This window comes from Subtercola endophyticus (assembly GCF_021044565.1).
Classification (GTDB): Bacteria; Actinomycetota; Actinomycetes; order Actinomycetales; family Microbacteriaceae; genus Subtercola; species Subtercola endophyticus.
In genome coordinates, this window is record NZ_CP087997.1 from 1,792,221 (window position 1) to 1,818,201 (window position 25,981).

The window sequence follows — 25,981 nt, forward strand, 5'->3', positions numbered from 1 at the left end:
TGGATGGGAGGCGAGCGACGGCGTCAGGATTCGCCGAGACTCTTCGAGAGATAGCGGGCGACCGCGCGAACGGCCGCAATGTTGCTGGAGTAGTCCATGCGGGTCGGGCCGAGCACGCCCAGCCGCGCCAGTGCGCCGCCGGCCGAGCTGTACCCACTGGCGAGAACAGAGGTCTCGGCGAGGCCGAACGAGGCGTTCTCGCGGCCGATCGAAATCGAGATACCGTGCTCGTCGGCCTGCATCTCGCTGAACAGGCGCAACAGCACCACCTGCTCTTCGACCGCCTCGAGAACCGGCAGAATGCTGCCGACAAAATCGCCCTCAGTGCGAACCAGGTTGGCGGCGCCCGCGATGATCAGCTTCTCTTGACGATTGGCAGTGATCTGCTCGGTCAGCGTCGCTGCGATGAGGTCGACCGTTGCGCGGCGCTGCGGAGCGAACTGGTCGGCGAACCCGGAGAGCTTCGCTGCCGCGTCGTCGAGCCCGAGGCCGGAGACGCTCGCGTTGACTCGGGCCCGGGCATCCGCCAAGAACTCGTCGTCGGCCGGCGCGGGCAGTTCTACGATGCGCTGCTCGACGTGGCCGGTGTCGGTGATGACGACGGTCAGCAGACGGGTGGCCGAGAGCGCTACGAGCTCGACGTGCCGCACCTTCGCCTGAGAGAGGGAGGGGTACTGCACGAGCGCGACCTGCTGGGTCAGCTGCGACAACAGGCGAACGGTGCGGGCCAACACGTCGTCGAGGTCGACGGATGACCCCAGGAACGTCTCGATGGCCTGACGCTGCGCGCTCGAGAGCGGCTTGAGGTCGGCGAGGTGGTCGACGAAGAGCCGGTATCCCTTGTCGGTGGGAATGCGGCCCGACGAGGTGTGCGGAGCGACGATGAGCTCTTCTTCTTCGAGCAGGGCCATGTCGTTGCGGATGGTCGCCGCCGAGACACCGAACGAGTGCCGGTCGACGATGGACTTCGAGCCCACCGGTTCGCGGGAGGCGACGTAGTCGCGCACGATGACACGGAGAACCTCGAGGCTGCGTTCAGAGACCACGTTTGCCGCCTTTCTCGTGCCGGATTCTCGCGCGGGAGTTACGCCCGGGTGCTTAGCACTCATGTCTTCAGAGTGCCAATTATATCCCGGCTCGATGGGCGTGGGCCGCGCGGGTAATCAACACGCTGAGCAAAAATCATTGCATGTGCTCTGCGGGGGCATTATCTTGTGCATGAGCATGTTCAGCGTGCCTCGCAGGGCTTGGGGAACGATGCGCACGCGAACATGACGCGCCGGCAAACCGCCGAACCGCTCCGACCGTCTGAAAGGCGATCTCATGTCTGATCCGAACGCTACCCCGCCCTACGAGCCTCCGGCCTATCAGCCGCCGACGGGCTCGGCGCCCGCTGCCGGCGCTCCCCTGTCTGCCGCAGACGACAAGCTGTGGGCGAGCCTGGCCCACTTCGGCAACATCATTCTGCTGATTCCCGCGCTCATCATCTACCTCGTGTTCAAAGACCGTGGCCCGCTGGTGAACCACGAGAGCAAAGAGGCTCTGAACTGGACGATCAACGTCACGGGAGCGATCGTCGTCATCAATATCGTCTCGACGATTCTCGGTTTCATTCCGTTCATCGGCGGCATTCTCGCGCTGTTGTTGAGCCTGGTATGGATCGCGATCTTGATTGTCAACCTGGTCTTCGCCATTATCGGTGGAGTGCGGGTCAATGGCGGCGGCACCTATCGCTATCCGTTCAACTACCGGTGGATCAAGTAATCGAAAGGCAACGATATGTCGAACGTTCCCCCTCCTCCCGCCCAGCCTCCCGTCGGAGGGCCGCCTGTGCCACCACCGCCGGGTCCGCCGGTCCCGCCTCCCGGGCCGCCTGTTCCCCCGCCCGGCGGCTACGCGCCCCAGGCACCGCTGAGCCCGAGCGACCAGCGACTGTGGGCCACGCTCATCCACATCGGTGGCATCATCTTCGGCTTCTTGCCGCCGTTGATCGGCTACCTCGTTCTCAAAGACCGCGGTGAGTTCATTCAAGAGCACACCAAGACCGCTCTGAACTTTCAGCTGACGATTCTCATCGCCTACATCGTGGGCAGCATCCTGAGCATCGTGCTGATCGGTGTGTTCATCTTGATCGCGGCCTGGATCATCGACATCATCTTCAGCATCATCGCCGCTCTGGCTGCGAACAAGGGCGAGCTGTACACGTACCCGAAGTGGTGTGCGATTCAGTTCGTCAAATAAGGCATTCGTTCACGGCCTCGCTCAGGTGAGGCGGCGAACGACCGCGTCGGCCAAGAGCCGCCCGCGCAGGGTCAGCACGATCGACCCGGCGAGGGCGGCTCTTCCGTCGATGAGGCCATCGGCGATCAGTGCCGCCACCTCCCGGCGAGCATCCTCCGACAGCGACGCGATCTCGAGCCCCGAGCGGATGCGCGCGAGCAGCAAGACGCGTTCGAGTTCGCGCGACTCGCCATCAGGCGTCTCCCGCCCGGCCGCCGGCGAGACTCCGGCAAGAATGCGGTCGGCGTAGGCCGCCGGGTGCTTGACGTTCCACCAGCGGGTTCCGCCGACGTGGCTGTGCGCGCCGGGGCCGATTCCCCACCAGTCGTGCCCCTGCCAATAGGCAAGGTTGTGGCGCGAACGGAACTCCGATGTCGGAGTGTCGGGACCCGTGAGCGACCAGTTGCTCACCTCGTACCACTCGTAACCAGAGGCGGCGAGGCGGGCATCCACCAGCTCGTACATGTCGGCCTCGAGGTCGTCGTCGGGCTGCGGGTAGACCCCGGTGCGAATCTGACGGGCGAGCTTGGTGCCCTCTTCGACGATGAGCGCGTAGGCCGAGAGATGGTCGGGCTGCATCGCGAGCGCGGCTTCGACCGACGTACTCCAGTCGGCGAGAGTCTCGCCAGGGGTGCCGTAGATGAGGTCGAGGCTGACCTGGAGCCCGGCGTCGCGGGCCCACGCCACGACCTGGGGCACGCGTTCCGGGTCGTGGGTTCGGTCGAGGGTCTGCAGAACGTGCGGCACCGCTGACTGCATTCCGAAACTGACCCGCGTGAAGCCGGCGGCCGCGAGCTCGGCGAGGTAGCGGGCATCCACCGAGTCGGGGTTCGCCTCGGTGGTGACCTCGGCGCCGGGAGCCAGACCCCAGGCTTCTTCGACCGAGCGCAGCATGCCGATGAGCTGGTGGCTGGGCAGCAGGGTGGGGGTTCCGCCGCCGAAGAAGACGGTCGAGACGGGGCGCTCGGTGACGCCCGACGCGGTGAGAACGTCTGCCGCGAAGGCCACCTCACGCTGGGCCTGGCCAGCGTAGTCGACCTGTTTCGCGCCGCGCAGCTCGGTGGAGGTGTAGGTGTTGAAGTCGCAGTATCCGCAGCGCACGCGGCAGAACGGCACGTGCAGGTACACGCCGAACGGATGCCCGGCGGCGCGTTCGGCCGCGCCCTCGGGAAGCAGGCCGTCGCCGGGTGCGGGGTCGCCCAAGGGCAGCGCGCTACCCACGGGTCAGACCCCGGGCATCCGGTTCGCGAAGCGCGCCGACGACCACGTCAGGCACGTGCCGGCAGGAGCGCGCGCAGGTATTGCTTGGTGGCCTTGCGCTGCTGCCAGCGCCCGATGGGGCTGCCGATGCGGTAGTACCAGGTGCTGGGCTTGGAGAAGCTGCGGATGGTCACCCACACCGAGTCGTCGGCGCGGTGTTCGATCATGAAGCTCTCTTCGCCGATCTCCGGATGCCCGGGCAAGGTGCCATAGGCGAAACCGACACGGTTCTCGTCGCTGGTCACCGAGACCACACGAACCGGGGCGACGAACTTGACGCCGAGAATATGCACGACGAGTTCAGCAGTGACGCCGGGCGCCACGTGCGGCGTGCCGTCTTCGGTGTAGACATGGCTGTCGTCGAGTTCGCGCGGGCCGACCGGGTTGCCATCGGCGTCGTAGACGAGCCCCACGTAGTCGAATTCGCTCGAGGGCGGCAGCTCGATGTTCTCGACGGAGATTCCGCTGCCGCGCTGGATGCCCCAGGTGAGCACCGCCTCGGCGGCGGACTCGAAGCGCTCGATTCCGGAGCCGAGTCGCACGGTCGACTCGAACGGCTTGAAGCCCTTCGGCGGGTAGTACAGCAGGTCGGGCGCTTGGCTCGCGCCGATGGCGGCATAGGTCAGCGCCTGGCCGCTGTGCGTGGCCCGGGTTCTGATCTGTTCGCTTGCCATTGTTGTGCTGCCTACTTCTTGTCTTTCGTTTCGGTGTCGCCGCTGAGAGCTGCGATGAACGCCTCCTGCGGAACCTCGACGCGGCCCACCATCTTCATGCGCTTCTTGCCCTCTTTCTGCTTCTCGAGCAGTTTGCGCTTGCGGGTGATGTCACCGCCGTAACACTTGGCCAGAACGTCTTTGCGCATGGCGCTGATCGACTCACGGGCGATGATACGCGCACCGATGGCGGCCTGGATAGGCACTTCGAACTGCTGGCGCGGAATGAGCTTCTTCAAGCGCTCGGTCATCAGCACGCCGTAGGCGTAGGCCTTGTCTTTGTGCACGATGGCGCTGAACGCGTCGACGGCCTCGCCCTGCAGCAGAATGTCGACCTTCACGAGGTCGGCGACCTGCTCGCCGATGGGCTCGTAGTCGAGGCTCGCGTAGCCCTGCGTGCGGCTCTTCAGGTGGTCGAAGAAGTCGAAGACGATCTCGCCGAGCGGCATCTTGTAGTGCAGTTCGACGCGGTCGGTGCCGACGTACTCCATTCCGTCGAGAGTGCCGCGGCGGCCCTGGCAGAGCTCCATGATGGTGCCGACGTAGTCTTTGGGCGCCAGGATGCTCGCCTTGACCATCGGTTCGCTGACGCTTGCGATCTTTCCACCGGGAAACTCGCTCGGGTTGGTCACCGTGACGGTCTTCTTGTCATCGGTGGTCACCTCGTAGATCACGCTTGGAGCGGTGGCGATGAGGTCGAGACCGAATTCGCGCTCGAGACGCTCGGTGATGATCTCGAGGTGCAGCAGGCCGAGAAAGCCGCAGCGGAAGCCGAAACCGAGCGCCACGGAGGTCTCGGGCTCGTAGACCAGTGCCGCGTCAGAGAGCTTCAGCTTGTCGAGGGCCTCGCGCAGGTTGGGGTAGTCCGAACCGTCGATGGGATACAGGCCCGAGAACACCATCGGCTTGGGCTCGCTGTAGCCCTTCAGCGCGACCGTAGCGGGCTTCTGGAACGTGGTGACGGTGTCGCCGACTTTGCTGAGCCGAACATCCTTCACGCCCGTGATGAGGTAACCCACCTCACCGACCGCCAGGCCCTGGCTCGGGGTGGGCTCGGGGGTCGAGACACCGATCTCGAGCACCTCGTGCGTCGACTTGGTGCTCATCATCATGATCTTCTCGCGCGGCGTGAGCTTGCCGTCGATCATGCGCACGTAGGTGATGACGCCGCGGTACGCGTCGTACACCGAGTCGAAGATCATGGCGCGCGGTGAGGCGTTGATGTCGCCCTGCGGGGCAGGGATGCTCGCCACCACCAGGTCGAGCAGCTCTTCGACGCCCATGCCGGTCTTACCACTGACGCGCAGCACGTCTTCGGGCTTGCCGCCGATGAGACCGGCGAGTTCGGCCGCGTACTTGTCAGGGTCGGCGGCCGGCAGGTCGATCTTGTTGAGCACGGGGATGATCGTGAGGTCGTTGTCGAGCGCGAGGTAGAGGTTGGCGAGCGTCTGGGCCTCGATGCCCTGGGCGGCGTCGACGAGCAGAATGGCTCCCTCGCAGGCGGCGAGCGAACGGCTGACCTCGTAGGTGAAGTCGACGTGACCCGGAGTGTCGATCATGTTCAGCGCGTAGGTCTGGCCGTCGAGGGCCCACGGCATGCGCACGGCTTGGCTCTTGATGGTGATGCCGCGCTCGCGCTCGATATCCATTCGGTCGAGATACTGGGCGCGCATGTCGCGATCGCTCACCACGCCGGTGATCTGCAGCATGCGGTCGGCCAGCGTCGACTTGCCGTGGTCGATGTGCGCGATAATGCAGAAGTTGCGGATGAACGCGGGGTCGGTCGACGCCGGCTGGAGTTCCTGTACTGCTCTGGGGCTCACGCGTTCCTCGTAGTTTTCGGCAATGGTGCCCTCAAGTTTACGAGACTTGTCGCTGACAACGCGCTCGCCGAGGGAATCATGGGCGCGCGGCAGGGGTTTACTGGGGTCATGAGCATCTTTCTGACCGGCGCGACCGGATTTGTCGGATCATCCATTCTTCGTACGCTGCGCGCGCAGGGGCGGGAGGTCACCGCGCTGGTGCGCAACGACGCCAAGGCCGCGGAGGTTTCAGCGCTGGGTGCCAGTGCTGTCATCGGCGAGCTCAGCGACAGCGAACTCATCACGACGCAGGCGCTCGCCAGCGACGGCGTCATTCACGTCGCTTCGCCTGGCGACGCCTCCAGTGCCAGCCTCGACGACGCGTTCGTGACCGCCGTGTTCGCGGGGCTCGAGGGCAGCGACAAGCCGTTCGTGCACACGGGCGGCATCTGGGTGTTCGGCGACGGGGCCGCGATCACCGAAGAGTCACCACAGAACCCGCCCGCGATCACCGCGTGGCGCGCCGAAATCGAGAAGCGTGTGCTGTCTGCTCAGGGGGTGAAGACCACGGTGATCATGCCCGGGATTGTGTACGGGTACGGCAGCGGGATTCCGAACTCAGTGGTCGACGCTCCGCGGGTGGCCGGCGTCGGCGGTGAGGCGCTGAAACTCATCGGATCGGGCGACGAGCACTGGACCACGGTGTACGTCGACGACCTGGCCGCGTTGTACGTGCTGGCGTTCGACCTCGCTCCGGCCGGTTCGGTCTACCTCGGTGTCAACGGGCAGAACCCGACGACGCGTGAACTCGGTTCGGCCGCCTCGTACGCCGCGGGGCTCGACGGGCGCGTGGCGCCGTCGACCGCCGAGGAGGTGCACGCGGTGCTGGGCGTTGCTTTCGGTGACGCGCTGCTACTCGACCAGCAGGCCACGGGCGAGGCAGCACGCGCGGCACTCGGCTGGTCGCCGACCGGGCCGTCGCTCGTCGACGAGCTGCGTACCGGCTCGTACGCGCCGGGGCACTAGCTCTTCGGGGGAGGCGCGGGCAGACGACGGATGCCCGTTTCGATGTCGCGCGGATCGGCGGCGACGCACAGGCGAATCCAGCCCTCGCCATGGCGGCCGAACGCGCTTCCGGGCGCCACGGCCACCCGTTGCTCCAGAAGGAACCGCTCGGCCCACTCGCCGACGTCGCCGTTGGTCGCGTAAGACACATCGACCCACAAGTAGAAGGCGCCAGACGGTTCGAGGTAGTCGATGCCACGCTCTCTCAGGAGCTCTGTCGCAAACGAGAGGTTCTCGCGGTAATGCGCGGCGGCGGCAGCTACGTGCTCTTGCGGGCCGGTGATCGCCGCGACGGCAGCGAGCTGGGTGGGCGTGTTGATGCAGCTCACGATGGCCTCTTGCACCGTGCGCATCAGCGGCGCCATGCCGGGCGGGGTGACCAGGTAGCCGATGCGGGCTCCGGTGAGGGCGTAGGTCTTCGACAGGGAGAACACCGAAAACACGCGGTCGTCGGTGTCGAGCGAGGCGACGCTGGTGTGCAGCGCGCCGTAGGTGAAGCGTTCGTAGACTTCGTCGCTGAGCATCCACAGGTCGTGCTTCTTGGCGAAGGCGAGCAGGCTCTCGATGACGGGTTGGGGAAAGATGGCCCCGAGCGGGTTCGACGGCGAGTTGATGATGATGAGGCGGGTTCGGCTGGTGACGAGGCGTTCGAGTTCGTCGAGATCGGGTAAGAAGTCGGCGGATGCCCGCAAGGTGTACGGAACCGGAACGGCGTTGATCATGCGGGCGTTCATGGCGAACGTGGAATAGCCGGGATCGGGGATGAGCACCTCGTCGCCCGGGCTGAGGGTGAGCGTCATGGCGAGGAACAGGGCGTGCATGCCGCCGCTGGTGACCCACACCTGTTCGGTGTCGACCTCGATGCCGTTCTCGGTGGCGAGTTTGTCGACGATGGCGGCTCGGAGTTCGGGGATGCCGCCGTTCGGGGTGTAGTCGGTCTGGTCGGCCTGCCAGGCGGCGGCCGCGACCTCGAGGATGTGCGGCGCGACCGGCACGTCGGGCTCACCGACGGCCAGGAACACGACGTCGTCGAGCGACTGCGCCAACTCGAAGATGCGCCGGATGCCCGACGGGGGAACCGAATCCATGTGGGCTGCGAGGCTGGGCATACGATTAACGCTAGTTGACCCATCGTGAGATTGTCGTTCGGCCCGGCAACTGGTAATGTTGTCTGTTGGCTTGCGTGCTCTGCACAGTTGCCTGGCTTTTCGGCCGCAACGGCAGACCACGACTCATTACACACTTCAATCAGGGTGCCCGTGCGGGTGCTTCGAACAGACCAGACACAGAAGGTATTTTCAGTGGCAAACATCAAGTCCCAGATCAAGCGCATCGGCACCAACAAGAAGGCGCAAGAGCGCAACAAGGCCGTCAAGAGCGAGCTCAAGACCGCCATCCGCGCCGTGCGCGCGAGCGTTCTCGCGGGCGACAAAGAGAAGGCCACCGCTGCTCTGGCGCTCGCCGGCAAGAAGCTCGATAAGGCTGCCAGCAAGGGTGTCATCCACAAGAACCAGGCCGCGAACCGCAAGTCGGCTATCGCGAAGAGCGTCGCCGCCCTGTAGCCGATTGTCGTGTGAGCCCCGGCTCGCACGACGTATCAGGCTTTGTGCTGGTGACGCTCGAAGCCGACCGGCTTCGAGCGTCGTTTGAATCTCTGCAGATCTGCCCCGTGCGCGGGGCTTTTCTGCGTTAACGTGCCGCCGCGAATCCTGCGTGGGGGCACGCTCTTCGGCGCGGGCGTGCGGCGTCGTCGGTTGACGACGAGAGCGAGGGTTTCGGACGAGAGAGGGCGTTTAGGCGGCATCTCTCGTCCGAAGTAGTCGCTCTCGTCGTCGCGGGGTGCGAGCGCGGGGGCGTCAGCGCTCGCCGCGGGAGGCGACGGTGGCGATCATGCGCTCGAGGGAGTAGACGGGGTCACGGGTGGCGCCTTTGATGTTCTCGTCGGTCTCGGCGAGCATCTGGATGCTGCGGCCGAGGCCCTCACCCGTCCAGCCTTGCAGATCGCGACGTGCTCGGTCGATCTGCCAGGGCGCTAGACCCAGCTGGCCGGCCAACTGGCCCGAACCGCCGCGTGTGCCGAGCACTTTGGCCATCGTTCGCAACTTCATCGCGAACGCGGCGACCATCGGCACGGGGTCTGCACCTGTCGCCAGCGCGTGCCGTAAGAGGGCGAGTGCTTCGCCGTACCGCCCCGCAATGGCGCTGTCGGCAACGGCGAACGCGTTCGTCTCGACCCTGCCCGAGTAGTACTTTGCGACGGTTGCTTCAGTGATCTCGTCGCTCGTGTCGGCAATCAGCTGCGTGCAGGCGCTCGACAACTCAGCGAGATCGTCGGCGAAAGCAGAGACCAGCGCTCGAATCGCGCTCGGCGACACCCTGCGCCCGGCGGCCTTGAATTCGGCGACAGCGAAGTCGTAACGATCGGAGTCTTTCTTCAGCTCGGCGCAGACGACCTCGATGACGTCGCCCGAACTCGCGCGCACGGCGTCGAGCAGCCGCTTGCCCCGCACTCCCCCGGCGTGACGCAACACGACATACGTGTCGTCGGCGGGGTAGGCCAGGTAGTCGATGGCTTCGAGAATGAAGTCGTCTGTACTCTTCTCGACCGACGAAACACGAATGAGACGCGGCTCGCCGAAGAGCGACGGGCTGGCCATGGTGAGCAATTCGCCCGGCGCATAACTCGAGGCGTCGATGTCGCTGATCTCGAGGCTCGGGTCTTCTGCCTTGAGCAGGTCGCGCAACTGCCTGATGGACCGTTCGGCGAGAAACGACTCGGTACCCGACACCAGAACGACCGCGGCCGGCCTGATCTGGTGCCATTCGAGCTGCGGAATGACAGGCGGCGGCGACTTCGACGACGCCTTGGCGCCGCCGCGACCCGCCGCCGGGCGCGACCCTCGTACTGCTGCCATCACCACCTCATTTCTTCTTCTCAACCCTAGCCGCACCGTCTGACCACACGTCGATTCCCGCCGCCGTCGGCGTGAGCACGATCATGCCGAGAAGGTCGGTTCGATAGGCGATGGTCTGTGCGCGCGCGAGTATTCCCAGCAGCCGGTCGGTCGGATGCCCGTACCGATTGTTCATTCCGACGGAGATGATTCCGACCGTCGCCGAGATCGCCTGATAGAGCGCCTCACTCTGGTCTGCGCTGCCATGGTGTGCGACCTTGACCACGTCCACGTGGTGGAGGGCGTTCGCGGCCATGACCATACCCTGCGAGTCTTCGCCGAGATCACCGAGGAACAGCGAGGTGATGGCCCCGGTGAACTCGACCGTGACGCACGCGTCGTTGCCGCGTAACTCTGTTCCGGCCTCGGGCCAGAGCACGTGCCAGGCCACCGTGCCGAGGGTGCCGGAATCGCCACGGGTCGGGTGCCGAACATCCGCACCCCGAGTGCTGAGCGAGCTGGCCATGGCGGCGTCTTTGCCGTCCTCGGGAGGGCCGAGCATGGCCGTGACGACGTGGCCGAGCACCGCGCTCAGCCCACCGACGTGGTCGAGGTCGTAATGGGTGAGGATGAGCAGGTCGATGGTTGTGATGGCGAGCCGGTGCAGGCAGGTCGTGAGCAACGCGGGGTCGGGGCCGACGTCGATCAAGGCGATCTTGCCGGTCGCCGGGTCGCGCAGCACGACGGCGTCACCCTGGCCGATGTCGCAGGCGGCGATGTGCCAGTCGGGCGGCCACGCAGCCTGACCGTGCAGTACGGAGCCGAGGCCGGCACCGGCATAGACCGTGATGGTGAGGGCGACCACGCCGCCCGAGGCGAGTCGAATCCACTGCACAGGGCTCAGCCGCGCCCGCTCGGCAGAGCCGCTGCGCGGACGACGGCGAACGCGGGTGCCGAGCCAGCGCCGGAGCCGATCGACCACCGCTAGGGCTCTTCCCCCTCGTGGCCGCAAACGCAACGGTCGCGTCTGCCGCATACGACGCGCTCGGCTCGCCGAACTCTCTCGCAGAAAAACGGCAAGGAGCGCCGAAACGGTGAGTACGACAATCAACGCGACGCCGAGAGCGCCTCCCGGCCACGGGATGCTCGCCGCGGGCGCCGCCTCGAAGAAGGTGGCCACCCCGGCGATCCACGACGCGGGCGCCCAGGTCAGCCACGCTCCGATGGGCGCCAACGGAGGCGCAACGGCACCTGCAAGGCAGCTGATGAGCCCGATGACGGTGGCAACGGGAGCGGCTGGCTCGGCCAGCAGGTTTGCCACCACGCTGTAGGTCGAAATCGACGGAGCCAGCAGCACGAGAACCGGTTGGCAGGCGAGTTGCGCAGCCAGAGGAACCGCGACGACCAGCGCCAGCCGTGCCGGAAGCCAGCGTGCGAGACCGCGCTGGAGGGGGCGGGTGAGCAGGAGCAGGCCACCGGTGGCCAGCACCGAAAGGGCGAGCCCGTAGCTGCGCGACAGCCAGGGGTCGGCAATGAGCATCACCATCGTGGCGAGTGCGAGAGCGGGAAGACCGCGCGGCGCTCGGCCGGAACCGAGAGTTATGAGCACGATCGCTGCCATAATCGCCGCCCGCAACACGCTCGGCGTGGGGGTGACCAGCACGACGAACGCCGTCATGACGGCGATGGATACCACGATTCGCCAACGCCGTGAGAGACCGATCGCGCCGCCGCAGAGCATGATCGCCGCGACCACGACAGCGCAGTTCGCGCCGGAGACCGCAGTCAAGTGACTCAGCCCGCTGCTGATCATGGCCGCATTCAGATCATCGCTCACCAGGCTCACGTCGCCGATGGCCAGACCTGGCGCCAACTCTGCGCCATCACCCGGCAGGCCCGCGAGGCTATCGCGAAAGTGCGTGCGCAACCCATTCGCCCAATCGAGATACCACGGCGCACGGTCGAGCACCTGCGGTGCCCCAGACGCGAAGAGCAGGTAAACGACACTCTCGCCGGGGTCGGTGGCCTTCAGGGTTCCTGTCAGGCGCAGCTGGCTGCCGATCTGGAGCGGTTGGGCGGTACCGGGAGATGTGGCGGCGGCGGCGGTCGACGGAGTTCGGGCGAGAAAGACGAGCACGGGCATCCGCAGCTCTGTTTCTCGGCCGGCCGCCGTGACGCGCGTGACAGTGGCCGTGAATCGCACAGAGGATTCAGGCCCGGAGAACCCTTCGGCATCAACCTCCACCGGGGCAGACCCGACGATGAGCTCGGTCGTGACCGAGTGACCGTCGAGGGCGCGTAAAGCTGGTGGCTCACGGGCCGGAACCTGGCTGACGATCGAAGCCAACGCGACGGCCGCCGCAGCCATCGATACCGCGAGTGACCCTGCAATCGTCACCGCCGCGGCGCGTGCGGAGTCACGACGAAGCACCCGATGCCGGTGCCGGGGCCGCCCGCGCCGCAAGCACAGGTCGCCCCGTAACTCCCGCCAGCGCCGCGAGCACACGCTGCCCCGCGACTGCCGTTGGCGGAGCAGACCCGGGTCACCCCGCGGCTCCCGTTCGCGGAGCAAACCCAGGTCGCCCCGTGGCTGCCGGTCACGGCGACGCCGCACCACGATCACGCAAGCGGCCGCTGCGACGAGCGTGAAGATCAGCACTGTGGCGGCTGCGATGATGGGGCCCCACCGCTGCAGCCAATCGGCCGGTTGCCCGACGAGCAGCGCTGCGGCGCACCAGCAGCTCACGGCCGGTATGACGAGTCTGAGATCTGGATTCATATCGACGACGTCGTGTATCCGCGTATGCCTGCGCCTGTGCCCGCCCCGCTACACCGTCACCAGCGGCTCGAGCTCGGCGAACGTCTTGTCACCGATGCCGGAGACGTTCTTCAGGTCGTCGATCTGGGTGAACGGCCCGTTTTCGGTACGCCAGGCGATGATCTTCGCGGCCATAGCCGGCCCGACGTGCGGAAGCGTCTCGAGCGTGGGCTCGTCAGCCGAATTCAGGTTGACCGGGGTGCTCGCAGAGGCAGACCCTGCGCTCGAGGGGGCTCCGGATGCTCCGCTGGCGCCGCTCGCAGAGGATGCAGCCGATGCGACCGAACCCGGCGGCGGCGCAGCGCCAACCTCGGGGATCACAACCTGCTCGCCGTCTTTGAGGGCCCGAGCCAGATTCAGCTGGGACTGGTCGGCCGTCGGCGCGAACCCACCCGCCGCGGTCACCGCGTCGATCACCCGGTCGCCCTGATGCAGCTCGTACACTCCAGGCCGCTGTACGTAGCCCGTCACGTGCACCATGATGACGGCGCCCGTCGCCCCCTGAGGCTGCGCGCTCGAAGCACCAGAAGCGACGGGAGCCGTGCCAGGAGCGACCGCCGCTGGGCTGCCGGAGCCCGACACCGGCCGCGGCGCCGGCGAGGCCGACGCATTCGCCGAACCGGACGCCGCAGCGTCGCCTTCGGGAGCCGGTGCCGACGCAGACGTTGACGTTGACGTTGACGCAGACGCAGACGTTGACATCGATGCCGCGACGCTCGATCGCGTTCCCGCCGCAGCCAACGCGATGGTGTCGGTGCGGCCGCGCGGAGCCATCAGCGAGATGAGCACCGCACACACGAGCGCAACCAGCACCACCACGAGCGCAGCCCCCACCCCGATTCGCACGCGCGATCGCGGCGTCGGAGGGCCTTCGGCTGCGGCACCGGCCGCATCGTTGGCCGATCGACGGGTTCGAGACGTGTCGGCTGAGTGTGAATTCGGGTGGGAGGAGTCGCGCGGACGTGAAGAGATCTGAGCCATGCCCCGACGCTACGAAACAGATGAGGGCCGAGCATCCGCCCGGCCCCGATCTGTGGAGAACCCCGGTTGCTAGGCGCTGTGGATAGTTCAGCGCATTTCTTTGCGAGCCAGCAGTTGATGCGCTCGCTGGTATGAAATACCGAGCACAACACCGATGTCGCGTACGGTGAACCCGCGACGGTCGAGTGTCTGCGCGACGCCCGAGCGTAGCGCCGTCGCCCTGGCCTGCTTCTCAGCTGCCTCTGACCTCAGGTTCTCTGCTTCTGCGAGTTCCGCATCGATGTGCTCATCGATACTCACCCGCACCGAAACATCGACAGAATCGATCGGAACACCCGCAACGAAAGCTATCGCTTCGCGTTGATATTCCTCGGCTTGATCGAGTCGGTGCGGCTGCGAGATCGCACCCGGAAATTGTTCGTTCTGCACGAACCATAGTCGCCCGTCGCGTCGAGCTACTGAGGTGTAGTTCACCGCCACCAGTCCTTTCCCAGCACTATCTCGAATTGCCTGAAAAACGCGCGGGCCGTCGGGTCGGAGAGCTCCGAATGCCGCCCGATCGTTCGTGTGATCGGTCCGACACCTACTCCTGTGTGATTCGTCAGTTCGATGATGCTGAATTCCAAGCCGTTCTTTCGAGCGGCAGATTTGATTTTCTTGAGCACCGCTCGTCGCTTCACGGTGCTAGTCCAATACTATAGACAATGGGTGTCTAGTGGTATAGACAGTTTGGCCGCGTCGAATGGAAATGTCAGTCATGACCCGACGCTACGAAACAGATCGGGGCCGAGCATCCGCCCGGCCCCGATCTGTGGAGAACTTCGCGCACACAGCGCGGTGCAGAACCCCTAGGAGGCGGGCCTCGTTGCGATGTTGACGATCTTGGGGGCACGCACGATGACGTTCACGATCTCGCGGTCGCCGAGAAAGCGCACGACAGCGGCCGACGAACGGGCCAGCGCTTCGAGGTCGCTCGAGGAGATCTTCGGTGAGACCTCGAGGCGGTCGCGCACCTTGCCGTCGACCTGTACGACGGCCGTCACCGATTCTTCGGTGAGCAACGCGGGGTCGGCCCCGCGCCAGCCGTAGCTGGAGATCGAGGGCGGGTAGCCGAGGCGTTCCCACATGTCTTCGGCCGTGTACGGCGCGAACAGCGAGAGCCCGAGCGCAATGGTCTCGACGGCCTCGCGCACAGCAGGGTCGCCGCCGCCGGGGCCGCTGTCGATGGCCTTGCGGGCGGCGTTGACGAGCTCCATGATGCGCGCGACGACGACGTTGAACTTGAAGGCCTCGATGAGGCCGGGAGCCTCGGCCAGGAACCGGTGCGTCACTCGGCGCAAAGCGACGTCGCCGGCGCGCCAGTTCACTTCAGGCGCGCTGGTCACGTCGCCGGCGAGCCGCCAGGCGCGCGCCAAGAACTTGGCGGATGCCGCGGGCGAGACGTCGGCCCAGTCGATGTCGTCTTCGGGCGGACCCGCAAACGCCATCGTGAGACGCACCGCATCGACTCCGTGCTCGTCGAGCTGGTCGCTCAAGCGAACCAGGTTGCCTTTCGACTTCGACATGGCCGAACCGTCCATGAGCACCATGCCCTGGTTCAGCAGCGCGCTGAAGGGCTCGGTGAACGAGACGTAGCCGAGATCGAACAGCACCTTGGTGATGAAGCGCGCGTAAAGCAGGTGCAGGATCGCGTGCGTGACTCCACCGACGTACTGGTCGACGGGAGCCCACTTGTCGACCTCGCGGGGGTCGAACGCCTTCGTCTCGTCGTTGGGCGAGAGAAAACGCAAGAAGTACCACGAGCTGTCGACGAAGGTATCCATCGTGTCGGCGTCGCGCAGGGCCGGCGAGCCGTCACGAGGGTCGGGAACGTTGACCCAGTCGGCCGCGGCGCCGAGCGGCGACGTGCCTTTGGGCTGCAGGTTCAGGCCCTCGGTGGGCGGCAGCAGCACAGGCAGCTGGTCTTCGGGCACGGGAATCTCGGCACCATCGGCCCCGTGGATGATCGGAATCGGCGTACCCCAATAACGCTGGCGTGAAATCAGCCAATCCCGCAACCGGTAGTTCTTCGCAGCACGACCCGTGCCCGCGGCCGAGAGCATCTCGATGACGCGCGTGATCGCCTTGTTCTTCGAGAGCCCGTCGAGCGAACCCGAGTTGATGAGGCGGCCGTCGCCGGTCAGCGCCTTACCGGTCGACGCCGGATCGAGCGGCGGCAGATCATCTGGCAGCTCGCCATTGACGAGCACCGGAATGACGCCGGTGACCGGCTGGTTCGTGTCGAGTACAACGCGCACGGGCAGGTTGAACGCGCGTGCGAAGTCGAGGTCGCGCTGGTCGTGTGCGGGCACAGCCATGACCGCGCCGGTGCCGTAATCGGCCAGCACGTAGTCGGCCGCCCAGATGGGCAGCCGCTCGCCGCTGAGTGGATTGACCGCGTAGCGTTCCATGAACACGCCGGTCTTCGGGCGGTCGGTCGACTGCCGCTCGAGTTCGGTGCTCTTCTGCACCTCGGTGAGGTAGTCGGAGAAACGCGTGCGCGCTTCATCAGAGACCGACGGGTCGGCGATCAGTTCGGCGGCGAGCTCGCTCTCGGGTGCGATCACCATGAAGGTGGCACCGAAGAGCGTGTCGGGGCGGGTCGTGAAGACGGTGACGGGCAGCTCCCGGCCTTCGATCACGAAGTCGACATCGGCGCCGATGGAGCGGCCGATCCAGTTGCGCTGCATCGAGATCACCTTGGCCGGCCACGTGCCCTCGAGCTGCTTGAGGTCGTCGAGCAGCCGGTCGGCGTAGTCGGTGATCTTGAAGTACCACTGCGTGAGCTTCTTCTTCACGACGACAGCGCCACTGCGCTCAGAGGTGCCGTCGGCCAGCACCTGCTCGTTGGCGAGCACGGTCTGGTCTACCGGATCCCAGTTGACCCAGCTCGACTTGCGGTACGCCAGGCCCTTCTCATAGAGCTTCAGGAAAAGCCACTGGTTCCACTTGTAGTACTCGGGGTCTGACGTGTGCAGCTCGCGAGACCAGTCGAACGAGCCTGCGTAACGCCTAAAGCTCGCCTTCTGCTGGTCGATGTTGTCGTAGGTCCACTCGCGCGGGTCGATCTGACGCTTGATGGCGGCGTTCTCGGCGGGCAGGCCGAACGAGTCCCAGCCGATCGGGTGCAAGACGTTGAAGCCCTGGTGGCGCCAATAGCGCGAGATGACATCGCCGAGCGCGTACGCCTCGGCGTGACCCATGTGCAGGTCGCCAGAGGGGTACGGAAACATGTCGAGCACGTATTTGCGAGGCCGTTTGTCGCCTTCGAGGTCGGTCTTGAACGGCTGGAGCTCATCCCAGCGGGGCAGCCATTTGTTCTGAATGGCGGTGAAGTCGTACCGCTGGGCGGCGTCGCCGTCATCGGTTTCCGCGGCAGGCACGGCAAAATCGCGTTCGATAGTCACGTAAGTCTCAATTCGTCAGAAAGGAGTCGCTGCGTGCGGGCAGAGTGTGAACCACGCAAAGCTCCAACACTCAAGAGTACTAAACGATGCTCGCGCTCGTGTCAGGCCGGAGTTCGCCCTCAGCAGACAGCACGCCGAGCGCCTGAAGCAGCGGCGCCGCCTTCACCCACGTTTCGGCCACCTCTTCGGCGGGCACAGAGAGCGCTGTGATACCGCCGCCCGCGCCAATGCTCGCGCCAGCCGGCGTCAGCATCATGCTCCGGATGACCATGGCGAGGTCGACGCGGCCGTCGAGCCCGAGGTATCCGAATGCCCCGGCGTAAACGCCGCGCGGGCCGGCCTCGAGCGAACTGAGTATCGACATTGCGCTGATCTTGGGGGCTCCCGTCATCGATCCCGCCGGAAAACACGCCTCGATGACGTCGATCGCCGTGGATTCGGGAGCCAGCCGAGCCGTCACCGTGCTCACGAGCTGATGCACGCTTGCGTAGCTCTCGACGTCGAACAGCTTCTCGACATGAACGCTGCCGGTGGTGGCGACGCGGGCGAGATCGTTGCGCATGAGGTCGACGATCATCACGTTTTCCGCCCGTTCTTTCACGCTGCTGCGAAGCTCAGCTGCCCGTTCGGCATCACGCTGAGGGCTTTCACCGCGAGGTCGTGTGCCCTTGATCGGGCGCGTCGTCACGGTGCCCTGGGGCGTGATCTCGAGAAATCGCTCGGGCGAGGCGCTCAGCAGGGCGACATCGCCGAAGCGGATGAACGCGCCGTGGTGACTCGGGTTCAGCTCCCGCAGCCGCACATACGTCTCGAACGGATCGGGATGCACGTCGACATCGATGTGATTCGTCAGGCACAGCTGGTAGGCCTCGCCGGCCGCGATGAGTTGTTGGCACTGCCCGATGAGCTCGAGGTATTCCCTCTCGCTGTGTCGCCACCGCACCCTCCCGGCGCCTGCCTCGCTCACCGCACCCTCCGCAACAGAATCGAGAGGGCGATTCTGCTCCGAAAAAGACGGATAAGCGGGAGATTTCGCCCTATCGAATTCGGGAAGGGCCGTCAGGTCTGCTGCGGTCGAGGAGAACCAGCGGGCAGAGGTGGGCGAGGAGAGAGCGAGCAGAGTGACGGTTCGGGCGGTGTGGTCGAAGGCGATCATCCGGTCGACGAACATGAACCGCGAGTCGGCGCCGTCGTAGGCGAGCCAGCCGACCCAGCCGAGCCGAAAGGCGGGCAGCGCACCATCGCCGGGCACGTTCGGCGCGGCGAAACGCCGGTAAGCCGCGCGCAGCTGCTCGAGCACGCCGGCACCGGCCAGCACCGGAGCAGCACCGAGCACGGCAGCAGACTCGGTCGATGCAGCGCCGACGTAGCTCGTGCCGATGCCGTCGCCGAGGCCGTTGCCCGAGTCGAGCCAGAATGCCGTCTCGGCGTCGGCGTAGAGCGCGTCGAACACCACGGCCGGATCGATCCACCGGCCGAGCGTCTGACTGATCACGCTGCGCCGCACTGTAATAGCGTAGGGGTGCCATGACTGACGATGCCCCCGAGATTCCCACTGAGCGGCGATTTGTGTTCCGCGACGGGGCGTTTCAGCAGCTCGCCGCGGTTCCGGATGCCCGGCAGCGCCTACTCGCAGCGGATTCGTGGCTCGTCGACGAGGGCCGCGTGCGCGCGATCGACCTGCACCGCGACCGCTTCGTGGGGTCGGCTCTCGTCAGCGGATTCGGTGATCGCGCCCAGCTCGACCTCTTCTGGCAGGCGACGCTCGACGCCATTCCGCCGATCCACCGCTGGTTTCCCCGGGTCGAGCTGAGTTCCCGGCACGAGCTGTCGCTGCTGATGCGGCTCGCTCCGGCCCCTGCGGCGACAGCTGTGCTGGCCACTCATCTCGGCGAAGAGCCGCGCGGCATCCCGAGCGTGAAGGGGCCCGACCTCGAGCGGCTGACGGCGCTGCGTAACACCGCACGGGCATCCGGAGTCGACGACCTCGTGCTGCTCACCACCGACGGACGCGTCATCGACGGAACCACCACCGCCATCGTCTGGTGGCGCGACGGGGCGCTGCGGATGCCCTCGGCCGACCTCGCGCGCGTCGACAGCGTGACGGCGCGCACGATTCGGGTTCTGGCGCTGGCGTCGGGCGTCGAGGTCGCCGAAGAGCGCGCGACGCCCACCGATCTGCGCGGCTGCGAGGTGTGGGCGGTGAATGCGCTGTACGGCATCCGGCTGGTCACCGAATGGCGCGGGGGCCCGCCGCTATCGACCGACCCGGCGCGATCGCGGGCCTGGCGGCGGCGGCTCGACGCTCTGGCCAAGCCCCTCGCCGGCAGCTGAGGGCTCTGCAGCACTGACGCAGCGCCGCGCGGCCTCAGGGCAGGCGCAGGTGCTGCGTGACCAGTCCGGGCGGAACCTCGGCGTGCGAGATGAGCAGCACCGAACGCTCGGGCCCGGCGGCCGCGAGCAGTTCGACGAGAAGCCGATCGGCCCGGTCGGAGTCGACGTTGGCCGTGGGTTCGTCGAAAACGACGACCGCGAAGTCGGTCAGCAGCACGCGGGCCAGCGCGATGCGCTGCGCCTGCCCGCCAGAAACAAGGGCGCCGTGCTCACCGAGTGCCGCGCCGAGCCCGCCGCGCTGCTCGGCCCAGTCGAGCAGGCCGACCCGGTCGAGCACGGCGAGGAGCTCGTCGTCGGTGGCGGTGTCACGAGCGAACAGCAGGTTCTGGCGCAGGTTCGCGTCGAAGAGGTAGGGCTGTTGTTCGCACAATCCGATCATTCGACGAACCTCCGCCTGGGGCAGCGAACGTGCCTCGACTCCGTCGACCGTGTAGCTGCCGCCGTACTCGAGAAACCGCACGAGGGCGTGCGCGAGCGTGGTCTTGCCCGCGCCGCTGACTCCGGTGACGAGAACTCGCTCCCCCGGGCGGATGCTCAGCGACACCCGCTCGACCGCCTCCCCGGCAGCACCCGGCCACCGCGCCGAGAGGTCGCGCAGCTCGATGGCAGGCGCGTGGCGCGTGGAGTCGCCAGAAACGGATGGCACGGTGGCACCGGTCGGGAGAGGGGGCGCGGCAGGCACGAGCGACGCGGCGCCCAGAGCCGAGGCGAACGGCGCCCGACGGTCGGCCGGGAGCGCGACCGGAACCCGACCGTCGACGGGAATCTCGAGCGGCACCTCGGCGGGCACGGCATCGGCGACACGAGCCGCGCTCACCCGCACCTGGCGCCAGGCTCCCACCGCGAGCGGCACCATTCCGAAGACCTCGAACACGGCGATCGGCACCAACGCGAGCATCGCCAGAACCGGGCCGTCGATCGTGCCGAAGGCGCTGGCAGAAGCGGCCGCACCAGCGCCTGCAGCGCCCGACGCACCAGCGGTCGCCAACCCGAGCGCCGGAATGCCCACCAGAAGAGCAGCGAGGGTCGCGAGCCCGGCGAGCAGCGACACCACGGCGGCCACCGCGCCCGATCCTGACGCCTTACCGAGCGCAGCGGCGGTGAGCCGGGCCTCGGTGTCGCGCAAGGAGTCGAGCCGGGCATCCACTGCGTCGAACGCGACGAGCACGTCGAGGTTGCTCACCACGTCGAGCGTGCGTTCGGCGAAATCGGCCCGCAGCGGAGCGAGATCCCGCTCGGCACGCCCGGCGAGCCGCGAGTTGACGACGGTGCCGAGCACAAAGGCCACGATCAGCGCCACCGCGAGCGCGATGCCGGCGGCCGGCAGCAGGATGAACGTTCCGACCACCGCCGCAACCGCCACAATCACCGAGGTGAGCACAGGCTGCACGACCCGCAACGGAAGGTTCTGCAGCTCGTCGACATCGCCCACGAGCCGAGCCAGCAGGTCACCGCGCTTCGTGCCGCGCACTCCGTCGGGGGCGAGCGGAACGAGCCGCTCGTAGATGCCAACACGGAGCCCGGTGAGACCGCGGAAGGCGGCATCGTGGCTGCTCAGCCGTTCGAGGTACCGAAAGCATGCCCGGCCGAGCGCTGCGGCCCGAACGCCGACGATCGCGGCAGACAAGAACAAAATCGGCGGCTCGTCGGCCGCGCGCGTGATCAGCCAGGCCGAGGTCGCGAGCAGCGCGACCGCGGCGGCGGCGCTGAACACGCCGAAGAGAACTCCGGGGGCGAAAATGCGCCAGCGCGGCTGGGCGAGCCGCAGCACCTCTGAGGTGAGCATCAGCGCACCTCAGCTGCTGCGCGGGCCGGCGCGGTGCCGGCCTCAGTGCCGGGAGCAGCAGCGGCGGGAGCGTTGGTGATATCGGACGCGCGTGCTCCGGTGGCGGCGGAAGCGGCACGTGCCCCGGCGGCGGCGACAAGCGTGGGCGTGTCGGCGAGTGAAGCCGCGGGCACTGACGAGGCGAGGGCGGCGGCGGGCGTGGGCGCAGCGAGCGCGGCGGCGGGCGTGGGCGCAGCGGGCGTGTCGGCGGGTGCGGCGACCGGCGACATCACGACGACCTGGTCGGCCGCCTCCTGGAATGCGCGGCGGTGCGACACTACGATCACGATGACGCCGCTCGCCGCCACCTCGCGCAGACCGTCGATCAGAGCGGCCTCCGAACCAGCGTCGAGCGCAGAGCTCGGCTCGTCGAGCAGCAGCAGCGGAGTGCTGAGCTCCCCCGCGCGGTACAGCGCCCGTGCCACCGCGACGCGCTGCGCCTGGCCGCCCGAGAGCCCCGCGCCGTTCACTCCGAGCACGGTCGAGGCGTCGAGTTCAGCCGCTCCTGCCCGCCGCAGCGCGCCGGCGACGTGCGCAGCGACATGCGCAGCGACGTGCGGGGCGTCGGCCTCATGTGCGTCGGCCACGTGCGCGTCGTTGACATGCGCAGCGTGGAGGGCGCTCGAGCCCAGTGTCACATTGGCCGCGACGGTTCCCGCCATCAGGCCCGGACGCTGCCCCGCCCAAGCGACATCATCCCGCGACAGCGCGACCGGATGCCCGGAGCCGACCAGCTCGATACGACCGTCGAACTCCACGAACCCCAGCATCGCCGCGAGAAGACTCGACTTTCCCGCACCGCTCGGCCCGGCGATGACCGAGAGCGTGCCGCGCGCGAACGCGGCCGAGAACTCCCGCACAACAGGATCGTCGCCGTACCTCACGCTCAGCCGATCGACCAGCAACCCGCTCACGGAGTCATCGCGAACGACCTCACTGCGGTCATGCACGCCGGCCGCGGGGTCACCGCCGCTGGCACCTGCTCTGACCGAAGCGCCACCCCGAGCATCCACCGCCGCCAACGCCGTCAGTGCACCAGCCGCCGCCGCTGCCTTCGACCCAGCCCCAGCCACCCCCGCCACGCCTGCCGCCGCATCGAGAATCTCGAACACATCGTCGGTCGCCGCCACCCCGTCGGCCGCCGCATGAAACTGCGCCCCGACCTGCCGCAGCGGCAGAAACACCTCGGGCGCCAGCATGAGCACGAACAGCCCGACACCGAGCCCGAGCGAGCCGTCGACCAACCGCAGACCGATCGATACCGCCACCAGGGCCACGGCGAGGCTCGCCGCCAGCTCGAGGGCGAACCCGCTGACGAACGACATTCGCAGCACCTTCATCGTGGTCACGCGGTAGTCGTCTGTAACCGACCGGATGCGCTCCGCCTGCCTCTTTTCGCGCCCGAACACCTTCAGCGTCGACAGGCCCTCGACCACATCGAGAAATCCGCTCGACAGCCGGCCGAGCTGCTTCCACTGCTGCGCCTGCGCCTTCTGCGTCGCCCAGCCGATGAGCACCATGAACACGGGAATCACGGGCAGAGTGAGCAGTACTGTCAGCCCGCTGAGCCAGTCGGAGGAGAACAGCACCACGACGAGAATCGGGGTCGCCAAGGCCGTCAGGATGAGCTGGGGAAGGTACTTCGAGAAATAGGTGTCGAGGGCATCCAGCCCGCTGGTCGCCACGGTCGACACCGCGACGCTGTTGCGCGTCGACAACCACGACGGACCGAGCCGGGGCAGCGCCGTCAGCACCTCACGTCGAAGCTGACTCTTCACCACGGTGGCTCCGCGCGCCGAGTTGTACTCCATCAGCCAGACGAGCCCCGAGCGCACCAGCACCACGAGAGCCAGCGCGGCGAGCCGAAGACCCAGCGCCGAAAGCGGCGCGCCCCCAATCGCATCGACCACGATCGAACTCACCAGCCACGCAAAAGCGACGATGCAGGCCACCTGCGCGAGCCCGAGCACCGCCCCCAGCCCGAAGAACGAACGGGCGGCAGAGGCGTACTGAAGCAGGCGCTTGTCGACGGGCTTCATCAGGCGCCTGCCGCCAACTTGCCCGCCCCGGAGCCGGCTTCGTCTGCACCCTCGCCAGTGATCGTCGACCGGCTCAGCCGCTTGCGGAACACCCAGTACGTGAACCCTTGATAGAGCAGAATCAGCGGCACGAAGATCAGCGCCACCCAGCTCATGATGGTGAGCGTGTACGACGATGACGACGCGTTGGCGATGGTCAGACTGTTCGCCGGGTCGTTCGTGGCGGGCATCACGTCGGGCATGAGCGACACGAACAGGCTCAGCACGGCGACCGCGATGGTGACGGCCATCAGCGCGAACGACCACCGCTCCGCGCCGCGCAGGTTCGCGAGGTACGCCCCGATCAGTGCCACGGCGGCCAGGGCCGACAGGATGCCCGACCACACGGTGCCGTACGACACAGTGGTCCACACCAAGAAGCCGGCGGCCACCACGATCGTGACGAGTCCCGACTTCACGGCGAGCGCTCGTGCGCGCACCCGGATGTCGCCCTCGGTCTTGAGCGAGACGAAGATGACGCCGTGCGTGAAGAAGAGCAGCAGGAGGGTGAGACCGCCGACCACCGCGTACGGGTTGAAGAGGTCGAACACGCTGCCGGTGAAGTTGTACCCCGCGTCGAGCGGAACCCCCCGCACGACGTTGGCGAACACCAGACCCCACAAGAAGGCGGGCACGGCAGAGCCGATCACGATCATGCGGTCGAAGCGGCGTTTCCAGGCCGCCTCGGGGCGCTGGTGCCGGTATTCGAACGACACCCCGCGCAAGATCAGCGCCAGCAGAATCGCCAGCATCACCAGGTAGAAGCCACTGAACAAGGTGGCGTACCACTCGGGGAAGGCGGCGAACATCGCGGCCCCGGCCACGATGACCCAGGTCTCGTTGAGATCCCAGATCGGGCCGATGGTATTGATCAGCACACGGCGATCGGTGTCGTCTTTACCTAAGAAGGGCAACGTCATGCCGACGCCGAAGTCGAATCCGTCGAGCACGAAGTAGCCGATGAAGAAGAAACCGAGAACGAAGAACCAGATGGTAGGAAGATCCATGATCAGTACACCGTCGCTTCGTGCTTGATTTCGCCGGTCAGTTCGTCGGGTTTCTCCGGTTCTTCGGGGCCCTTCTGAATGGCCTTCTTGATGAGTTTGAACTCGACCACCGCCAGAGCGCCGTAGATCAGCGTGAATGCCACAAGCGAGATGAGCACGTCGAGCCCGGTGGTGTTCGGCGAGACGGCGTCGCTGGTCTTCAGCAGGCTGAACACGATCCAGGGCTGCCGGCCCATCTCGGTGAAGATCCAGCCGACGATCATGGCTGCCAGCGGAAGCGAGACGGCCCAGATGGCCACCGTCCACATCCAGCGCTTGGGCTCACGGCCCTTGCGGGTGAAGAACAGGCCGGCGACCGAGATGGCGATCGACACGATGCCGAACAGAATCATGTAGCGGAATGCCCAGTACGTGACCCAGATGATGGGCGTGTAGTCGCCGGGCCCGTACAACTGCGTGTACTGAGCCTGTAGGTCGTTGATGCCCTCGACCGTTCCATCGAGCGTGTGCGTCGACAAGAACGACAGCAGATACGGAATACGAATCGAGAACAGCTCGCTCACCCCGTCTGGCGTGCCGAGGGTGAACAGCGAGAACGACGCGTTCGCCCCGGTCGCGGTGTTGTAGAGCGCCTCCGCCGCCGCCATCTTCATGGGCTGGGTCTGAACCATGGCGAGGCCGAGCTGGTCGCCCGACACGATGGTCAGGATGCCCGCAATGATCATCATCCAGAACCCGAACTTCAGCGCCGGGCGCATGGTGTCGACATGCTGTTTTCTCTTCAGATGCCAGGCCGCGGCGCAGATGATCAGCGCGGCGGACACCATGAAGCACGCGAAGATGGTGTGCGGAAACGCCGCCAGCGCCACCTTGTTCGTCAACAGTGCCCAGATGTCGGTGAGCTCGGCCCGGCCCTTGGCCTGGTTGATCTCGTACCCGACGGGGTTCTGCATGAACGCGTTCGCGGCGATGATGAAGTACGCCGAAAGGATGCTCGCGACCGCGGTTACCCAAATGGTGGCGAGATGCAGCTTCTTCGGCAGACGATCCCAGCCGAAGATCCACAACCCGATGAACGTGGCCTCCAAGAAGAAGGCCAGCAGGCCTTCGAGGGCGAGCGGGGCGCCGAACACGTCTCCGACGAACCGCGAGTAGTCCGACCAGTTCATGCCGAACTGAAACTCCTGCACGATTCCGGTCACGACGCCCATGGCGAAGTTGATCAGAAAGATCTTTCCGAAGAACTTGGTGAGCTGCAGATACTTTGCCTTGTTCGTGCGCACCCAGGCCGTCTGAAAGATGGCCACCGAGACGGCCAGACCGATCGTGAGAGGCACGAACAGAAAGTGATAGATGGTTGTCAGGCCGAATTGCCAGCGTGACAACAGCAGGGGGTCTAGCCAGTCGTTCACAACGCC

20 protein-coding genes are annotated in these 25,981 nt (G+C 66.5%); 5 read left to right on the forward strand and 15 right to left on the reverse strand.

What is annotated here, in order from left to right:
• Nucleotides 1-23 precede the first annotated feature (23 nt).
• Nucleotides 24-1,046, reverse strand: a complete 1,023-nt coding sequence (gene hrcA / locus LQ955_RS08435; RefSeq protein WP_231027718.1) for a heat-inducible transcriptional repressor HrcA — start codon at nt 1,044-1,046, stop codon at nt 24-26.
• A gap of 277 nt (nt 1,047-1,323) precedes the next feature.
• Here hrcA and LQ955_RS08440 point away from each other — a divergent pair, with 277 nt between their 5' ends.
• Nucleotides 1,324-1,764, forward strand: a complete 441-nt coding sequence (locus LQ955_RS08440) for a DUF4870 domain-containing protein (RefSeq protein ID WP_231027719.1) — start codon at nt 1,324-1,326, stop codon at nt 1,762-1,764.
• A 15-nt stretch (nt 1,765-1,779) separates the two neighbouring features.
• On the forward strand, nt 1,780-2,241 hold the full coding sequence (locus tag LQ955_RS08445; protein WP_231027720.1) for a DUF4870 domain-containing protein: 462 nt from the start codon (nt 1,780-1,782) through the stop codon (nt 2,239-2,241).
• A 21-nt stretch (nt 2,242-2,262) separates the two neighbouring features.
• Here the strand turns inward: LQ955_RS08445 and hemW are convergent, their stop codons facing one another.
• Genes hemW through lepA form a run of 3 tightly spaced genes read right to left on the reverse strand, consistent with a single transcriptional unit; the run spans nt 2,263 to nt 6,076 of the window.
• Nucleotides 2,263-3,501: a radical SAM family heme chaperone HemW gene (gene hemW, locus LQ955_RS08450; protein WP_231027721.1), complete on the reverse strand. Its 1,239-nt coding sequence runs from the start codon at nt 3,499-3,501 to the stop codon at nt 2,263-2,265.
• Between the two features lie 47 nt (nt 3,502-3,548).
• Nucleotides 3,549-4,214 carry a DUF1990 family protein gene (locus LQ955_RS08455; RefSeq protein WP_231027722.1) on the reverse strand — a complete coding sequence of 222 codons (666 nt, stop codon included), beginning with the start codon at nt 4,212-4,214 and terminating at the stop codon, nt 3,549-3,551.
• 11 nt (nt 4,215-4,225) lie between these two features.
• Nucleotides 4,226-6,076 (reverse strand): translation elongation factor 4, encoded by a 1,851-nt coding sequence (gene lepA, locus LQ955_RS08460; RefSeq protein ID WP_231027723.1) that lies wholly within the window; start codon nt 6,074-6,076, stop codon nt 4,226-4,228.
• Nucleotides 6,077-6,184: 108 nt separating this feature from the next.
• Between lepA and LQ955_RS08465 the strand changes: the two genes are divergently transcribed.
• On the forward strand, nt 6,185-7,081 hold the full coding sequence (locus tag LQ955_RS08465; RefSeq protein ID WP_231027724.1) for an NAD-dependent epimerase/dehydratase family protein: 897 nt from the start codon (nt 6,185-6,187) through the stop codon (nt 7,079-7,081).
• On the opposite strand, the gene LQ955_RS08470 is transcribed toward LQ955_RS08465, so the two are convergent.
• Nucleotides 7,078-8,229: a pyridoxal phosphate-dependent aminotransferase gene (locus LQ955_RS08470; RefSeq protein ID WP_231027725.1), complete on the reverse strand. Its 1,152-nt coding sequence runs from the start codon at nt 8,227-8,229 to the stop codon at nt 7,078-7,080. The genes LQ955_RS08465 and LQ955_RS08470 overlap by 4 nt on opposite strands.
• 192 nt (nt 8,230-8,421) lie before the next feature.
• Between LQ955_RS08470 and rpsT the strand changes: the two genes are divergently transcribed.
• Nucleotides 8,422-8,682 carry a 30S ribosomal protein S20 gene (gene rpsT, locus LQ955_RS08475; RefSeq protein ID WP_231027726.1) on the forward strand — a complete coding sequence of 87 codons (261 nt, stop codon included), beginning with the start codon at nt 8,422-8,424 and terminating at the stop codon, nt 8,680-8,682.
• Between the two features lie 294 nt (nt 8,683-8,976).
• On the opposite strand, the gene holA is transcribed toward rpsT, so the two are convergent.
• The 6 genes from holA to pabB all read right to left on the reverse strand — a co-directional run bounded on the left by holA (nt 8,977) and on the right by pabB (nt 18,754).
• Nucleotides 8,977-10,035: a DNA polymerase III subunit delta gene (holA, locus tag LQ955_RS08480; protein ID WP_231027727.1), complete on the reverse strand. Its 1,059-nt coding sequence runs from the start codon at nt 10,033-10,035 to the stop codon at nt 8,977-8,979.
• A gap of 7 nt (nt 10,036-10,042) precedes the next feature.
• Nucleotides 10,043-12,412 (reverse strand): ComEC/Rec2 family competence protein, encoded by a 2,370-nt coding sequence (locus LQ955_RS08485; RefSeq protein WP_231027728.1) that lies wholly within the window; start codon nt 12,410-12,412, stop codon nt 10,043-10,045.
• A 429-nt stretch (nt 12,413-12,841) separates the two neighbouring features.
• Complete coding sequence (locus LQ955_RS08490; protein ID WP_231027729.1) at nt 12,842-13,813, reverse strand: helix-hairpin-helix domain-containing protein; 972 nt, start codon at nt 13,811-13,813, stop codon at nt 12,842-12,844.
• 87 nt (nt 13,814-13,900) lie between these two features.
• A complete protein-coding gene (locus LQ955_RS08495) occupies nt 13,901-14,287 on the reverse strand; it encodes a hypothetical protein (protein WP_231027730.1) in 387 nt (128 codons plus the stop codon).
• Nucleotides 14,288-14,661: 374 nt separating this feature from the next.
• Complete coding sequence (gene leuS, locus LQ955_RS08500) at nt 14,662-17,259, reverse strand: leucine--tRNA ligase (RefSeq protein WP_390623455.1); 2,598 nt, start codon at nt 17,257-17,259, stop codon at nt 14,662-14,664.
• 79 nt (nt 17,260-17,338) lie between these two features.
• On the reverse strand, nt 17,339-18,754 hold the full coding sequence (gene pabB, locus LQ955_RS08505; protein ID WP_231027731.1) for an aminodeoxychorismate synthase component I: 1,416 nt from the start codon (nt 18,752-18,754) through the stop codon (nt 17,339-17,341).
• Between the two features lie 32 nt (nt 18,755-18,786).
• Between pabB and LQ955_RS08510 the strand changes: the two genes are divergently transcribed.
• The gene (locus LQ955_RS08510) at nt 18,787-19,593 is read left to right on the forward strand and encodes an aminotransferase class IV (RefSeq protein ID WP_231027732.1); all 807 of its coding nucleotides are present in this window, start codon (nt 18,787-18,789) and stop codon (nt 19,591-19,593) included.
• A 34-nt stretch (nt 19,594-19,627) separates the two neighbouring features.
• On the opposite strand, the gene cydC is transcribed toward LQ955_RS08510, so the two are convergent.
• From cydC to LQ955_RS08530, 4 genes are read right to left on the reverse strand one after another with little or no spacing between them, the layout of a single operon-like run.
• Nucleotides 19,628-21,439, reverse strand: a complete 1,812-nt coding sequence (gene cydC / locus LQ955_RS08515; RefSeq protein ID WP_231027733.1) for a thiol reductant ABC exporter subunit CydC — start codon at nt 21,437-21,439, stop codon at nt 19,628-19,630.
• The gene (gene cydD, locus LQ955_RS08520; protein WP_231027734.1) at nt 21,439-23,517 is read right to left on the reverse strand and encodes a thiol reductant ABC exporter subunit CydD; all 2,079 of its coding nucleotides are present in this window, start codon (nt 23,515-23,517) and stop codon (nt 21,439-21,441) included. The genes cydC and cydD overlap by 1 nt, the downstream gene beginning before the upstream one ends.
• Nucleotides 23,517-24,563 carry a cytochrome d ubiquinol oxidase subunit II gene (gene cydB, locus LQ955_RS08525; RefSeq protein WP_231027735.1) on the reverse strand — a complete coding sequence of 349 codons (1,047 nt, stop codon included), beginning with the start codon at nt 24,561-24,563 and terminating at the stop codon, nt 23,517-23,519. Before cydB ends, cydD begins: the two co-directional genes overlap by 1 nt.
• Nucleotides 24,564-24,565: 2 nt before the next feature.
• Nucleotides 24,566-25,975, reverse strand: coding sequence for a cytochrome ubiquinol oxidase subunit I (locus LQ955_RS08530; RefSeq protein ID WP_231027736.1), 1,410 nt, complete (start codon nt 25,973-25,975; stop codon nt 24,566-24,568).
• Nucleotides 25,976-25,981 lie beyond the last annotated feature (6 nt).